14 protein-coding genes are annotated in these 13,670 nt (G+C 66.0%); 9 read left to right on the forward strand and 5 right to left on the reverse strand.

Features of this window, described 5'->3' with window-relative positions:
• Window positions 1–21: 21 nt before the first annotated feature.
• Window positions 22–1,116 (reverse strand): trypsin-like peptidase domain-containing protein, encoded by a 1,095-nt coding sequence (locus ACQR0W_RS30245; protein ID WP_315753079.1) that lies wholly within the window; start codon window positions 1,114–1,116, stop codon window positions 22–24.
• Window positions 1,117–1,338: 222 nt separating this feature from the next.
• Between ACQR0W_RS30245 and groES the strand changes: the two genes are divergently transcribed.
• From groES to ACQR0W_RS30270, 5 genes are all read left to right on the forward strand, one after another.
• Window positions 1,339–1,653, forward strand: coding sequence for a co-chaperone GroES (groES, locus tag ACQR0W_RS30250; protein WP_008961795.1), 315 nt, complete (start codon window positions 1,339–1,341; stop codon window positions 1,651–1,653).
• Between the two features lie 42 nt (window positions 1,654–1,695).
• The gene (groL, locus tag ACQR0W_RS30255; protein ID WP_316171152.1) at window positions 1,696–3,318 is read left to right on the forward strand and encodes a chaperonin GroEL; all 1,623 of its coding nucleotides are present in this window, start codon (window positions 1,696–1,698) and stop codon (window positions 3,316–3,318) included.
• A gap of 261 nt (window positions 3,319–3,579) precedes the next feature.
• A complete protein-coding gene (locus ACQR0W_RS30260) occupies window positions 3,580–3,810 on the forward strand; it encodes a hypothetical protein (RefSeq protein WP_315716108.1) in 231 nt (76 codons plus the stop codon).
• Window positions 3,811–4,060: 250 nt separating this feature from the next.
• A complete protein-coding gene (locus ACQR0W_RS30265) occupies window positions 4,061–4,510 on the forward strand; it encodes an Hsp20 family protein (RefSeq protein WP_315716109.1) in 450 nt (149 codons plus the stop codon).
• Window positions 4,511–4,600: 90 nt separating this feature from the next.
• The gene (locus ACQR0W_RS30270) at window positions 4,601–5,134 is read left to right on the forward strand and encodes a hypothetical protein (protein ID WP_316171151.1); all 534 of its coding nucleotides are present in this window, start codon (window positions 4,601–4,603) and stop codon (window positions 5,132–5,134) included.
• Between the two features lie 108 nt (window positions 5,135–5,242).
• Here the strand turns inward: ACQR0W_RS30270 and ACQR0W_RS30275 are convergent, their stop codons facing one another.
• Both ACQR0W_RS30275 and ACQR0W_RS30280 read right to left on the reverse strand, forming a co-directional pair.
• Window positions 5,243–6,022, reverse strand: a complete 780-nt coding sequence (locus ACQR0W_RS30275) for a class II aldolase/adducin family protein (protein ID WP_315828256.1) — start codon at window positions 6,020–6,022, stop codon at window positions 5,243–5,245.
• 106 nt (window positions 6,023–6,128) lie between these two features.
• Window positions 6,129–7,781: a glycosyltransferase family 39 protein gene (locus ACQR0W_RS30280; RefSeq protein WP_316171150.1), complete on the reverse strand. Its 1,653-nt coding sequence runs from the start codon at window positions 7,779–7,781 to the stop codon at window positions 6,129–6,131.
• Window positions 7,782–8,222: 441 nt separating this feature from the next.
• Here ACQR0W_RS30280 and ACQR0W_RS30285 point away from each other — a divergent pair, with 441 nt between their 5' ends.
• Together ACQR0W_RS30285 and ACQR0W_RS30290 are read left to right on the forward strand one after the other, a co-directional pair.
• On the forward strand, window positions 8,223–9,143 hold the full coding sequence (locus ACQR0W_RS30285; protein ID WP_316171149.1) for a hypothetical protein: 921 nt from the start codon (window positions 8,223–8,225) through the stop codon (window positions 9,141–9,143).
• A 230-nt stretch (window positions 9,144–9,373) separates the two neighbouring features.
• Window positions 9,374–9,790: a MucR family transcriptional regulator gene (locus tag ACQR0W_RS30290; RefSeq protein ID WP_315716114.1), complete on the forward strand. Its 417-nt coding sequence runs from the start codon at window positions 9,374–9,376 to the stop codon at window positions 9,788–9,790.
• 9 nt (window positions 9,791–9,799) lie between these two features.
• Here ACQR0W_RS30290 and ACQR0W_RS30295 read toward each other — a convergent pair whose 3' ends face one another.
• Together ACQR0W_RS30295 and ACQR0W_RS30300 are read right to left on the reverse strand one after the other, a co-directional pair.
• Window positions 9,800–10,225 carry a SufE family protein gene (locus ACQR0W_RS30295; RefSeq protein ID WP_315753075.1) on the reverse strand — a complete coding sequence of 142 codons (426 nt, stop codon included), beginning with the start codon at window positions 10,223–10,225 and terminating at the stop codon, window positions 9,800–9,802.
• A 74-nt stretch (window positions 10,226–10,299) separates the two neighbouring features.
• Window positions 10,300–10,761: a DUF5330 domain-containing protein gene (locus ACQR0W_RS30300; protein WP_316171148.1), complete on the reverse strand. Its 462-nt coding sequence runs from the start codon at window positions 10,759–10,761 to the stop codon at window positions 10,300–10,302.
• A 451-nt stretch (window positions 10,762–11,212) separates the two neighbouring features.
• On the opposite strand from ACQR0W_RS30300, the gene ACQR0W_RS30305 reads away from it, so the two are divergent.
• Complete coding sequence (locus ACQR0W_RS30305) at window positions 11,213–12,976, forward strand: PAS domain-containing sensor histidine kinase (RefSeq protein WP_315753073.1); 1,764 nt, start codon at window positions 11,213–11,215, stop codon at window positions 12,974–12,976.
• Window positions 12,969–13,655: a peptidoglycan-binding domain-containing protein gene (locus ACQR0W_RS30310; protein WP_316171147.1), complete on the forward strand. Its 687-nt coding sequence runs from the start codon at window positions 12,969–12,971 to the stop codon at window positions 13,653–13,655. The genes ACQR0W_RS30305 and ACQR0W_RS30310 overlap by 8 nt, the downstream gene beginning before the upstream one ends.
• Window positions 13,656–13,670 lie beyond the last annotated feature (15 nt).

Below are 13,670 nucleotides of genomic sequence, written 5' to 3' on the forward strand. Positions count from 1 at the left end.
CAACGAACTGAAGTTGAATTCTCAGCCCGAGGTTCTCGCGCGCGCACGTTCTTCGGTGACCGGCGCGACCTCCACCGTCGCATTGCCGAGCGCGCGGTCGCGCTCGAACACGAGACGGACGCGCTGCCCGACCGGTGTGAGGCCGATCAGGTTGCGCACCTGCGTGGCGCTGCGCACCGGCATGTCGTTCGCCTTCACGATGATGTCGCCCTTGCGCAGTCCCGCGCGTTCGGCCGGCGAGCCCACGGTGACGTCGGCGACGCGCGCGCCCTGAATCCGGCCATCGGCCGGCGCATCCAGGTCGAGCAGGGTCACGCCGATGCGGCCGCGATCGACGCGGCCGTTGGCGACGAGCTGCTCCATCACCCGCCGCGCCATGTTGATCGGGACGGCGAAGCCGATGCCGACATTGCCGCCGCCGGGCGAGATGATCGCGGTGTTGATGCCGACCAGCTCGCCGCGCAGATTGATCAGCGCGCCGCCGGAATTGCCGGGATTGATCGCCGCGTCGGTCTGGATGAAATCCTCGTAGCCCTGCTTGCCGAGGCCGGTCCGCCCGAGCGCGCTCACGAGACCCGAGGTGACGGTCTGGCCAAGACCGAACGGGTTGCCGACGGCGATCACGAAGTCGCCGACCTCGAGCGCATCACTGTCGCCAAGCGCGATGGCCTTGAGGTCGATGGGGTCCCTGATCTGCAGCAGCGCGATATCAGTGGCGGGATCGCGCCCGACCAGGCGGGCGGCGAATTTGCGGCCATCCTTGGTGCGGATCTGCGCTGTCGTGACGTGCTCGACGACGTGATTGGCGGTCATGACGTAGCCGCGCTGCGCATCGACGATGACGCCCGAGCCGGTGGCGCTGATCTGCTTCTCGACCTGCTTGGGGACGTCAAAGAACTCGCGAAACAGCGGGTCCTGGTAGAGCGGATTGTCCTGGCGGACCTTGCCTTCGACCGAGATGTTGACGACGGCGGGCGTCACTTCCTTGACCAGCGGGGCCAGCGTCGGCACCCGGCCGAGCTTGAGATCGGGAATTTGGGCCAAGGCAGGCCCGGTCATCAGGCAAAGCAGAATGGCAGGCGCCAGGACGGCCCGGAGAAAAGGCGGAAGCTGCATCGTGATCCCCAACAAGCGCGATCAGGATTTTTTGGCGACGACAGAACTGGGAAAACGGCCGGCCCGGTTCAAGAGCCGCACTGGCAATCGTTCCCCGAGAGTGCCAAAAAATTTACGTGACCCTCTTGAACGAAAAGTTCGGCTTTCCTAGGTCGTTGCTCGCTCGGGGGCCTGATGGGACCCGAGGCTTATGACATCGCTGATCTGTAAAGGAGGATGTGCATGCATTTCCGTCCATTGCACGACCGCGTGCTCGTGCGCCGTATCGATGCCGAGGAGAAGACCAAGGGCGGCATCATCATTCCCGACACCGCCAAGGAGAAGCCGCAGGAGGGCGAGATCGTTGCCGCGGGTCCTGGCGCGCGGAATGAGCAGGGGCAATTGGTGCCGCTCGACGTCAAGCCCGGCGACCGGGTGCTGTTCGGGAAATGGTCGGGCACCGAGGTCAAGATCGACGGCAAGGATCTTCTGATCATGAAGGAGAGCGATCTGCTCGGCATCATCGACACGCCCGTCGCGGCCAAGAAGGCTGCGTGATTCCCTCAACTGACAGTCATCGAGAGAAAGGAGACGACGAACATGGCTGCCAAGGACGTGAAGTTTTCGACCGACGCGCGCGACCGCATGCTGCGCGGCGTCGACATCCTCGCCAATGCCGTGAAGGTCACGCTCGGTCCCAAGGGCCGCAACGTCGTGATCGAGAAATCGTTCGGCGCGCCGCGCATCACCAAGGACGGCGTGACGGTCGCCAAGGAGATCGAGCTGGAGGACAAGTTCGAGAACATGGGCGCGCAGATGGTGCGCGAGGTGGCCTCGAAGACCGCCGATCTCGCCGGCGACGGCACCACCACCGCCACCGTGCTCGCCCAGGCCATCGTCAAGGAAGGCGCGAAGTCGGTCGCCGCCGGCATGAACCCGATGGATCTGAAGCGCGGCATTGATCTCGCCGTCGACGCGATCGTCAAGGATCTCAAGTCGCACGCCAAGAAGATCACCAGCAATGACGAGATCGCGCAGGTCGGCACCATCTCGGCCAATGGCGACAACGAGATCGGCCGCTTCCTCGCCGAGGCCATGCAGAAGGTCGGCAATGAGGGCGTGATCACGGTCGAGGAGGCCAAGAGCCTCGACACCGAGCTCGAGGTGGTCGAGGGCATGCAGTTCGACCGCGGCTACGTCTCGCCGTACTTCGTCACCAATTCCGAGAAGATGCGGGTCGAGCTCGAGGATCCCTTCATCCTGATCCACGAGAAGAAGCTGTCGGGCCTGCAGACCATGCTGCCGCTGCTCGAAGCCGTGGTGCAGTCCGGCAAGCCGCTGCTGATCGTCGCCGAGGATGTCGAAGGCGAGGCGCTGGCCACCCTGGTCGTCAACAAGCTGCGCGGCGGCCTGAAGATCGCCGCCGTCAAGGCGCCGGGCTTTGGCGATCGCCGCAAGGCCATGCTGGAGGACATCGCGATCCTCACCGGCGGCACCACGATCTCCGAGGATCTCGGCATCAAGCTGGAGAACGTCACCTTGTCGATGCTCGGCCGCGCCAAGAAGGTCGTGGTCGACAAGGAGAACACCACGATCGTCGACGGCGCCGGCGCCAGGAAGGACATCGAGGCGCGCACCCAGCAGATCAGGCTGCAGATCGAGGAGACCACCTCCGACTACGACCGCGAGAAGCTGCAGGAGCGGCTCGCCAAGCTCGCCGGCGGCGTCGCGGTGATCCGGGTCGGCGGCGCCACCGAGGTCGAGGTCAAGGAGCGCAAGGACCGCGTCGACGATGCGCTGCACGCCACCCGCGCCGCGGTGGAGGAGGGCATCCTGCCCGGCGGCGGCGTCGCGCTGCTGCGCGCCACCAAGGTGCTCGACGGCGTCAAGACTGTTAACGCCGACCAGAAGGCCGGCGTCGACATCGTCCGGCGCGCCATCCAGGTGCCGGTGCGGCAGATCGTGCAGAACGCCGGTGACGACGGCTCGCTGGTGGTCGGCAAGCTGCTGGAGAAGGATACCTACAGCTGGGGCTTCAACGCCGCGACCGGCGAGTACCAGGATCTGGTGCAGGCCGGCGTGATCGACCCCGCCAAGGTGGTCCGTACCGCGCTGCAGGATGCGGCCTCGGTCGCCTCGCTGCTGATCACCACCGAGGCGCTGGTGGCCGACAAGCCGAAGAAGGCGGACGCCGCCGCGGCCGCGCCGTCGATGGACTTCTGATCTGATGAAGCCGGGGCTGGCCGCAGCCAGCCTCGGCTGCCTGAAGGAAATATCTACAAACAACTGATCGCTGCCCTGTGCGGTCGTGGATCGGCCACAACGGGCAGCTATCAATCAGGTTGGCGATCGCAGTTCGTCCAGAACCGGCCACAATTGCGTTCAGTGAGCCGGCTGTGATCGGACCGACGGTCGACGGGAGGTGTGGTTGAGCGCTGCCGCGCCGCCCGGTCTCATCAGCAGCGCGAGCTCGCAGGCCCGATCATGCCAGCCTGGCAATACGATCATCCGCCGCCCAACCCGACCTCCGTCATGAGCATGGGCGATCCCCGTCGCTTGACGCGGTTCTTGATCGAGAGCGAGCAACGCGTGGTGGCGCACTGCCAGGCCGTGTTGTCGCGTGGCGACATCGATCAGCGCGAGCGCGACCGGCTGGTCAGCGTGCTGCGGGAGGCGACGATGCGGCTGCAGCGGCTGTCCGCCGTGGCCGCCTGACGGGTTTTGCGCTGCGAAAAAGGCTGCGAAAAAAATCGATCCGTTCCTCTTGAAATGGATGCCGGCTTTTCTAATTCGTCTGCTGCCGCTTCGGCGGCGCCGGGTGCCATCAGGGCCCGGTCGAAATCTGGGCGCTGACCGGTTGTCTGGTACTCAGAAGTCTCTTGGTACTCGGACATCTCCGGGACTTTGAAGTCCGCATCGGCTCGGCGCTCCTTCGTATCCATCTTGCTCCTAGGAGGACTTGGCTATGAGGACCTACGACTTCTCTCCGCTGTGGCGTTCGACCATCGGCTTCGACCGTCTGTTCGACCTGCTCGACGAGACCCAGCGCGCGGTCGAGGACCACTATCCCCCGTACAACATCGAGCGGATCGGCGACGACCGCTACCAGATTTCGCTGGCGCTGGCGGGCTTCGCTCCGGACGAACTGTCCATCACCGCCGAGCACAACGTGCTCACGGTGGAAGGACGCAAGGGCGACAAGGAGACCCGCGAATACCTCTATCAGGGCATCTCGTCGCGGCCGTTCAAGCGGCAGTTCAATCTCGCCGACTACGTGCAGGTGACCAACGCGGCGTTCGACAACGGCCTGCTGCGGATCGAGCTCGTGCGCGAGATTCCCGAGGCGATGAAGCCGCGCCGCATCGCCATCGGCACGGCGCCGGTCGAGAAGATCGCGCAGCAGAAGGCGGCCTGACGCCTTGTTCGAGCTACGGCGCGGGCGGCGTGTCGCCCGCGCCGTTGCAGCATCTGTCTCTGGTGAAAGGAGTGGGAGAGGAGAGACGCCATGAGCGAGCACCGTTTTTCGATCACCGCGGGCAGTGCCGGATTCCATCCGGTCTCGCACTACGAGTCGCCGGCGGACCTGCTGAATGACCGCAAGCTGTCACTGGCCGAGAAGCGGCTGATCCTGTCGTCCTGGGCGTCGGACATGTATGCCGTCGAGTCGCAGCCGGGCCTGCGCAATATCCCGGGCATCGCCAGGCCGCTTTATCTGGCCGACGTGCTTGGCGCGCTGCGTCAGCTGGACCGCGAGGATCAGCCGCCGCGCCCACGCGGCGGGGCGGCCATGCGCATCGTTCCGCGCGTCGATGTCGAAGCCGATGGCGCCGCGATCGACAGCGCCGCGAGCGGCAGGATGCGGCCCGCCGCCCGCCTGCGGTTCTCGCGCGAGGCCAATGTGCGGCGCTATCGCAAGCTGCTCGCCACCCGCCTTGCCGAGCACGAGCGGCGCTTCGTCGAGCGGCGGCTGGCCGAGGAATTGCAGCAACTGCACGGCCCGTCCGAGCACCAGGGCATGGCTCGGGCAGGATGCTGCTGACGGGGCACAGCATCGCACGAATAAAAACGCCGCCCGGAATTGGGCGGCGTTTCATTCCGAAAAGCGTAGAGGGTGATCGGTTCAGACTAGCCGATCAGCGGGCGACAATCAATTCCGGTAGCCCGGATTGAGGCGATCGAGCCGGCGCAGCAGCGGCGGCCAGACCAGCTGGGTGGAGCGCAGCTCGACGCGATCCTCGTTGTCGAACAGCTTCGCATTCTTGTCGATGACCTCGTCGCGCACGGGATAGGCCGAGGGACCGAGCGTGCGCGTGCGGACCTGGATCGAGCAGGCACGCTCCAGGTGATACATGCGCTCGAAGGCGGAGGCGACCGAGCGGCCGACCGTCAGGGTGCCGTGATTGCGCAAGAGCATGTGGTTCTTGCTGCCGAGGTCGCGCTGCAGCCGCGGCCGCTCGTCATGGTCCAGCGCCACGCCCTCGTAGTCGTGATAGGCGAGGTCGTGGGTCACGTATTGCGCGATCTGGTTCAGCGGCAGCAGGCCGTCGGCGCAGCTCGACACCGCGACGCCGTCGAGCGTGTGCAGATGGATCACGCAGCCGGCATCCTCGCGGACCTCATGGATCGCGGAATGGATGGTGAAGCCGGCGGGATTGATGCTGTACTCGCTCTCGGACAACTGATTGCCGTAGAGGTCGACCTTGATCAGGCTGGAGGCGGTGATCTCCTCGAACAGCAGGCCGTAGGGGTTGATCAGGAAGTGATGCTCGGGGCCGGGGACGCGGGCCGAGATGTGAGTGTCCACCAGGTCGTCCCAGCCGAACAGCGCCACCAGGCGGTAGGCGGCGGCGAGATTGACCCGCTGCGACCATTCGGCCTCGGTCATGTTCGACGGCACTTCCTTGAGGCGCGCTTCGGCTGGCGACATGGCATTCTCCGATTTCCAAGAGTTCATCGGAGCCTAGGCGGCACGCCGCCGCGCGGCAAGGCGCGGGGCAGGGGGAGCAGTCATGTCGTTTGGCTGAGCAGGCCGCTCAGGGCGCCGGGATCGACAGCAGGCTGGAGATGCTGCGGCCGCGGATGTCGTAGACCCGGGCGAACACGACGTCGTCGCGCTTGATCTCGACCATGACAGGGGCAGTCAGTCCCTTGCAGTAGAACTCGCCGAGGGTCATGGCGAAGTCGGCCGCGTGGCTGTCCCAGCCGATGGTGAAATCGGGGCCGAGCGCGACCTGGGCCGGCCGCTGCGGACCGCAGACCGCGACCTTCCATTTGTGCCCGATCGGCGGCACCTCCTGGCGCTCGTCGAGCTGCTCCTTCAGCCCGTCGGAGGCCTGCTTCAGCGCCAGCCCCCAATAGTCGAGCATGAACCGGGTGTCGGCCTCGCGCACCGTGCCGGCGATGAAGTTGAAGTGGGTGTACTGATAGGGATGCAGCCGGATCATCTCGGCCAGCGGCAGCAGCAGGCCGAAGCAGAACGCGGCGATCGCCACCGGCTGCCAGCTGCGGCGCTCGTCGGCGTTGAGCCACGACAGCAGCCAGGAGAACGCGATGCCGCCGAGCAGCGCCATCGGCGGGATCACGAACACGAAGTGGCGGATGCCGTTGTAGAGCGCCGGGCGTTTGACGATCGCGATCAGGATCGGCAGCGTCGCCGCCAGGGTCAGCATCAGCAGGATGCTCTTCTGGCGCGCCGGCATGTTGGGCCGCGACAGCGACATGATGGAGGCGACGGTGCCGGCGACGAACAGCGCGATCATCAGTTCGGGCAGCTGCAGCGCGAACAGCGTCGGCAAATACGACCAGGGCATGTCCGGCACCGAGACCAGCGCCCCGTCGAACATCTCCTTCCACGGCTTCTCGAAGAAGTGCGAGAAATAGGTCAGGGCCCGGAACGGGTTGGCCGGTTCGATGATCGACCAGGGCCAGATCAGCCCCATGATCAGGTAGCCCAGGACCAGGCCTGGGATCAGCACGTAGAGCACGTGGGCGAAGCGGCGGATCGCCTCGCGCGGCCCTTGCGTGCGGTACTCCTCCAAGAACAGCGGCATGAAGCCGACCATCGCATAGACGACAGCCATGCCGCCCAGGATGCGGGAGCCGATCGAAAAGCCGGCGCCGAGGCCGAGGATCAGGATGGTGCGCGGCGAGGGGTAGGGGTACTCCTCGGCAAGGCGCACGAGACCCATCAGCAGCACCACCATGGCGACCGCGAAGGGGGCGTCCTTCGGGTTCATGAACATGTGGCCGTAGAAGATCGGGCACAGCGCCAGCAGCAGCAGTGCGGCGAGGCCGGCCACCGGACCGCCGATGCGACGCGCCAGGCGCCAGGTCACGCCAAGGCCGATCAGCCCGACGACGGCCCCGACCAGCCGGCGCGTCTCGAACAATTCCAGCGGCAGGATCTTGTGCAGCAGGGCTGCAACCATGTCGAAGCCGCCACCGTACATATACAGGTTGGCGAACGACAGCGCCGCCTGGTCCCTGAAACCGGAGCCGTACATGCGCAGCAACAGATCGGCATATTCGGCATGGGTGTAATCGTCCCAGCCGAGGCCGTAATCCCGGAAGGTCAGTCCGGCCACCACCGCGACCGCGGCAAGCACGAACAGTGCAAGATCGTCATACGTCCGCTCGAGGGACCGCCGCGTCGGGGTCTCAAGAACCGAAGTGGTTATCGTTGTCATGGCTGAGTGTGACCCGGCGTCCCCTGGCGACCCCGCTTCCGCGTTTCAGGCCTGTGTTCCCCGCCTCCGTATAGCGCGTCCCGGCTTCCGAGGTGTCGGAATTATGGGAAGGTATGCTTCTCGCAGCGCAGCGGGGACCCGAATTTCGGCTGCTGAGCGCCATATTGGCACAGTCAAATGAACGCCCGCTGAACCACAGGGGCCGGAAGAGCCCGGGAGGAACCTCAATGAATGCCGAGGGTTGGCCGATGTATATTGTGGCGACATCATGACGATGGCTGCACGGCGGACGAGAACTTCAGCAGGATTGGCCGAACTTCCGCTGCAAATTGTCGCGGATTTGGACTAGAAACCGGATTCAAGGACGCGCGCAACCGCAGCTATCTAATGTGATTTCGGTCGGGACACCGTCCGGAACCGGCGCATTAGGGGATGAGTTCGATGATGAGTGCAATGTTGGCCGCCGGAGCCCTCGCCGTGTTGGCCGGGCTCGGGGCGATCGCCTGGGGAATTCCGGTCAAGGAGTTCAGCGTCGGCAATACGCTGATCCTGTCGGGGACCCTTGGCGTCTGCAGCGGGCTGATCCTGTTCGGACTGGCGGCCGTCCTCAGCGAGCTGAAGGTGATTTCGAGCCGGCTGAGGTCGCGTCCGGACGCCGAGTCCGAGGCCAAGCCTCTGCAGCTCCCGCTCGGCGCCAGCAAGACCGACTTCGAGACCGCCCCGGTGCCGCCGACGGAGGACGTCTGGCGCGAGGGGGGCTCGCCACGTCCGCGTCCCCGCATGCCGGACCTGTCGTCTCCCCTGTCCTCGGGGTTGTCGTCGTCGCCTCTGTCCTCGTCTCCTTTGTCAGGCTCGCTGCGCGCCTCCGAGCCCTTGCCGGCGCCGGACGAGCCGCCAGCCGAACCCGCCGAGCGGCCCAAGCGCAACCTGCTGTTTGCGTCGTCGTCGCGGCGGGAACGGGAGCGCGCGGAGAAGCGCGGCGCCGAGCCGTTGCCGACGGATTTCCGGTCACCGCCCCTCGGCGCACCGCCGCCCGTGCCGCTGGACGAGCCTGCCGCGACCGAGTCGGGCCCGTCGGACGGCTGGTCTCGACCGGAGCGGACGCCGGAGCCTCTGCGCCCGCCGTTCCCGCGGCGCTTGGCGCGGGCCGCGCCGGCCTTCGTCGAACCCGAGCCAACCCCGCCGCTGCCTGAGCCGAAGGACCTGGACGCGCCGGCCGTCAGCATCGTCAAGTCGGGTGTGGTGGATGGGATGGCCTATTCGCTCTATTCCGACGGCTCGATCGAGGCGCAGATGCCCGAAGGGATGATGCGCTTTGCGTCGATCGACGAGCTGCGCACCCATCTCGAAGGCCGGACCTGACGCGGCCGGATCACACGGTCAGGTTGAATTCGGCTGGCGTGCGGTACGCAGTACTTGGCGGGTGACAGACTTCTCAAGAAGAAGTCCTCACTATCTTGTTATTTTGCCAGTCATTTGCCCATATTGCTTGCAGAATCGCGAGACAACGCTGCCACTCGGCGCGAGTGATACTTGCGATCGAGGGATACTTTGCGATCGACGGTCGCAGGGCGGAGCGGGATGAGGGTTCGATGACCGAAGCGGTCGGCAAGAGCTTTATCGATCTGACGGCCGACATCGTGTCGGCCTATCTCAGCAACAACCCGACCCCGGCGGCGGAGATTCCCTCTCTGATCAGCCAGGTGCATGCGGCGCTGACGCGGGTCGCAGCGGGACGAAGCGAGCCCGCGCCGGAGCCGGCGCGGCCAGCGGTCCCGGTGAAGAAATCGATTCACCCGGACTATCTGGTCTGTCTCGAGGACGGCAAGCGCTTCAAGTCGCTGCGGCGACATCTGCGCACGCAGTACAACATGACGCCGGAACAATACCGCGACAAATGGAACCTGCCGCCGGACTATCCGATGGTGGCGCCGAACTACGCGGTCACCCGCTCGCAGCTCGCCAAGAAGATGGGCCTGGGCCAGCAGCGGCCCGAGCGGGAGAAGTAGCCGAACCGATCAGGACGCCGTGGCGAGCGCCTCGCGAGCGTCGGCGCGGATGCGCTCGACCATCGAGCGCAGGCCGTTGGAGCGCTGCGGCGTCAGATGCTCGCGGAACCCGAGTTCGTCGAACACCGCGGGCGCATCGATGGTCATGATCTCCTGCGGCGTCCGCCCGGAATACAGCGTCAGCAGAATTGCGATCAGACCACGAACGATGTGGGCGTCGCTGTCGCCGAGATAGTTCAGCACGGGCACGGCGCCGCTGTGATCGACGTGCTTCGACAGCCAGACCTGGCTGGCGCAGCCCTGCACCTTGTTCGCGGCGGAGTGCTCGTCCTCGGGCATCGGCGCCAGGGTGCGGCCGAGCTCGATCACGTAGCGGTAGCGGTCGTCCCAGTCGTCCAGCAGGGCGAAATTGTCGCGGATGTCGTCGATCGTCATGATGCTCTTCGGTCCCGATGTCGGCCTTCATATAGGCGTTCGGGAGGACGAAAGCGACAGTCGGTTCCGTCGCTTCAGGGCGTCGGGGGCAGATGCCATTCGGCGGCGAGATCGTCGGCCGAGAGCGTATCGGCCGGCGCGTCACCCAGCGGAATCTCCTCGAGCACGGGGGCGTCGATCGAGCCGGTGTGATCGTTGCCGCGCTTGTCGAGACTGGCCGGCTTCACCGGGCCGATGAACTTGTCGGCGCCGGCCGGCTTCTCCGCGGCGTCGGACTTGTCGGTGATGATCTGGTAGATCTTGCGCGCGCCTTCCTGGGCGCGGTGGCCGATTACGGTCGCGGCCTGGCCGCCGACCTCGCAGGCCTGCGGCTGGCGCTTGCAGAACTGGCTCATGTCGGAGACGGCCGCGGTCGCGGCCTGCACGGCTTCGTGCGCATTGATCTGCGGCAGCTTGTCGGCGTCCGGGCTCTTCTCGCGCGGCAGCAGCACCAGCACGAGTCCGAGCCAGAATGCCATCCGAAGCAGAAAGAACATCACGCAACCCCGACCGTGCTGCTGATCTCGCGTGCTCAAGTCGCGCAACGGGATCGCAGCTGATTGTTCTATGTCGCGACTGCTTGCATTGGGCTTAATTGGTTGAGATTTCGCGAAGTCGGGCACTGGATTTTTTTCGGAGTAAATTTTTCATTGGCGCCGGGCGCACGCGCCGTGCAACCGGCTGTAGATCGCGCCGCTTTCGCAACCGCAGGCCCGGCCGGAAACGATGCATTCACCATCCCGGCCGAATGGCGGGCTCACCGCAGTCTGGCCCTTAGCGTTCGCTTAATGCGAGTCTGACACGGTGACTTCCGACGACAGGGGGCGTCCCGGCGCGTTCTCTTTGTGAGAACCACCGACAGGCCGAGGCGCGAGAGCCGTGAGTGTGTTGAGTATCATCCGCGATTGTCTCGATGCGTTATTGCATCCATCGGCTCGAACTGATGCGATGACGCGCGCGCGTCATCGCGCCTTCATCGCGCCGCGCCTGCTGGGCAGCCTCGCCGCCTTCGCCGTGTTTCCTGCCTTTCTCGCGATGCGCGGTGCGCCGAGCGCGCTCGAGGTCGGCGCGCTGTCCTGGCTGATCGCGCCCATTCTGCTGTCCTGGTATCTGTCGCGCACCGGCCGCTACGAGAGCGCCTGCGCGCTGTCGTCGCTGGCACTGTCGGCGCTGATCATGGCGGTGTCGATCGAGACCGGCGGCATCGAATCCTTTGCCGCGGTGTGGCTGATCGTCGTCCCCCTGGAAGCCTCATTCTCGGCCTCGCGCCGCGTCGTCGTGTTCTCCGCGGGGCTCGCACTGTGCTGCGCGCTGCTGCTGATCCTCATCGGTCAATTCGGCTGGCTGCCGAAGCCCGAGACCAACCCCGCCTTGCGCACCGGGCTGCTCGCGTTCGGCGTCGCCTCAGCCACGCTCTATGCGGCCGTGCTCGCGTTTGCCGCCGACACGCTCGCGCGCACCAGCGTGACGCTGCTGTCGATGGAGGAGGAGCGCTATCGCCTGCTCGCGCGTAATATGAGCGACGTGATCTCCCGTCACCGCCGCAACGGCGCGGTCATGTTCATCTCGCCGGCGGCCGAGACGCTGCTCGGCGCGCCGGTCGCGCAGCTGCACGGCCACGGCCTGTTCGAACGGGTCCATGTCGCCGACCGGCCGGCCTATCTCACGGCGCTGTCGGAAGCGGCGGGCGGCAGCGAAGCCTCGAGTGTCGAGTTCCGCCTGCGTCGCGATGCGCCGGGCGAGGGCCGCGGCTTTCATCATCCGGTCGATTTCATCTGGGTCGAAATGCGTTGCCGCCCGCTCGACCGCATCGGCGTGGCGCCGGGCGGGTCGGAGCAGGAGGTGGTCGCGGTCATGCGCGACGTCACCGATCGCAAGCTGCAGGAGCAGGCGCTCGAATTGGCGCGCAGCGCCGCCGAGCGCGCCGACGCCGCGAAGACGCGATTCCTCGCCACCATGAGTCACGAGCTGCGCACGCCCTTGAACGCCATCATCGGCTTCTCCGAGATGCTGATGCAGGAGCAGGTGCTGGTGCTGAACGCGGCGCGGCGCCGCGAATATGCGCAGCTCATCAATGATTCCGGCCAGCATCTGCTGTCGGTCGTGAACGGCATCCTCGACATGTCGAAGATGGAGTCCGGCAATTTCGAGCTGACGCCGGAGCCGTTTGCGCCGCGAGTGGCGCTTATCAATTGCTGCAACCTGCTGGCGCTGCGGGCGCGCGAGAACGGTGTCGATCTGTCCGCCGACGTGCCGCAGGACCTGCCGATGGTCACCGGTGATCCGCGCGCCTTCAAGCAGATCGTGCTCAACCTCGTCTCCAATGCCATCAAGTTCACCGAGCGCGGCGGCCATGTCACAGTCTCGGCTGGCGTCGACGGCGCGCGCCTGCTGCTGCGAATCACCGACACCGGCGTCGGCATCGCCGCCGATGATCTCAAGCGCATCGGCGATCCGTTCTTCCAGGCCGGCAAGACCTACCAGCGCCGTCACGAGGGAACCGGCCTCGGGCTCTCGATCGTCAAGAGCCTCGTGACCTTGCACGGCGGCGAAATGTCGATAGAAAGCAAGATCGACGAGGGGACCACGGTCACGATCGCGCTGCCGATCAACTTCGTGGCCGAGGCCGCTGCGGGCGCCACCGTCACGCCGCTGTCACCCTCGCGCTCCGCCCAGCCAGGGCAGGTCATGCAGGTGAAGAAGAGTGCCTAGACGAGCTGCAGAGGATGATCCGGCGCCGCCGCGCCGTCGCAAGCGCGCCGCTGCGGCCGTCGTCGACGTGGCGGAGGGGCGCGGCTGGCTGCTGCGGGCCATGCTCTACAGCCCGAAGGATCTGTTTGCGGGCCTGCTGGCCTGCGCGGCTGGCAGCGCCATCATCGTCAATGCCGTGTTCCTGCAATCGGGACCGCATCCGGCGCCGATGTTCGGGTCGATTGTGACCATTCCGCCCCATCTGACGAGCTCCAATCCGCTGCCGCGGCCCCGGCCGATGGACATCTCGCCTTTGGATCCGAAGGTGATCGAGACGCGGCCCGCCGAAACCAGGGCGGCGGAGCAGAGGGCGGTCGAGCAGCGCGCCACCGAGCCGCGTCCGGATCAGAAATATGCCGATCCTCTGGCCGATCTCGTCCGCTCGGTCAGCGGCGGTCAGGGCAACGTGCCGCGTCCGCAGCCGACGCAGCAGGGCGGCAATGTCCGTCGTGTCGCCGCGGTCCAGCGTGCGCTGACCGAATACGGCTACGGCCAGTTGAAGCCGACGGGGATGGTCGGCTCCGACACCCTGGCCGCGATCCAGAAGTTCGAGCGCGAGCGCAAGCTACCGGTAACGGGCCAGGTGTCGGACCGCCTGGTGCGCGAGCTTGCGATTGTCATCGGTCACCCGATCGAATAGAGCAGGGGCGGCTGC

The sequence above is a fragment of the Bradyrhizobium sp. HKCCYLRH1034 genome (assembly GCF_051168375.1).
Classification (GTDB): Bacteria; Pseudomonadota; Alphaproteobacteria; order Rhizobiales; family Xanthobacteraceae; genus Bradyrhizobium.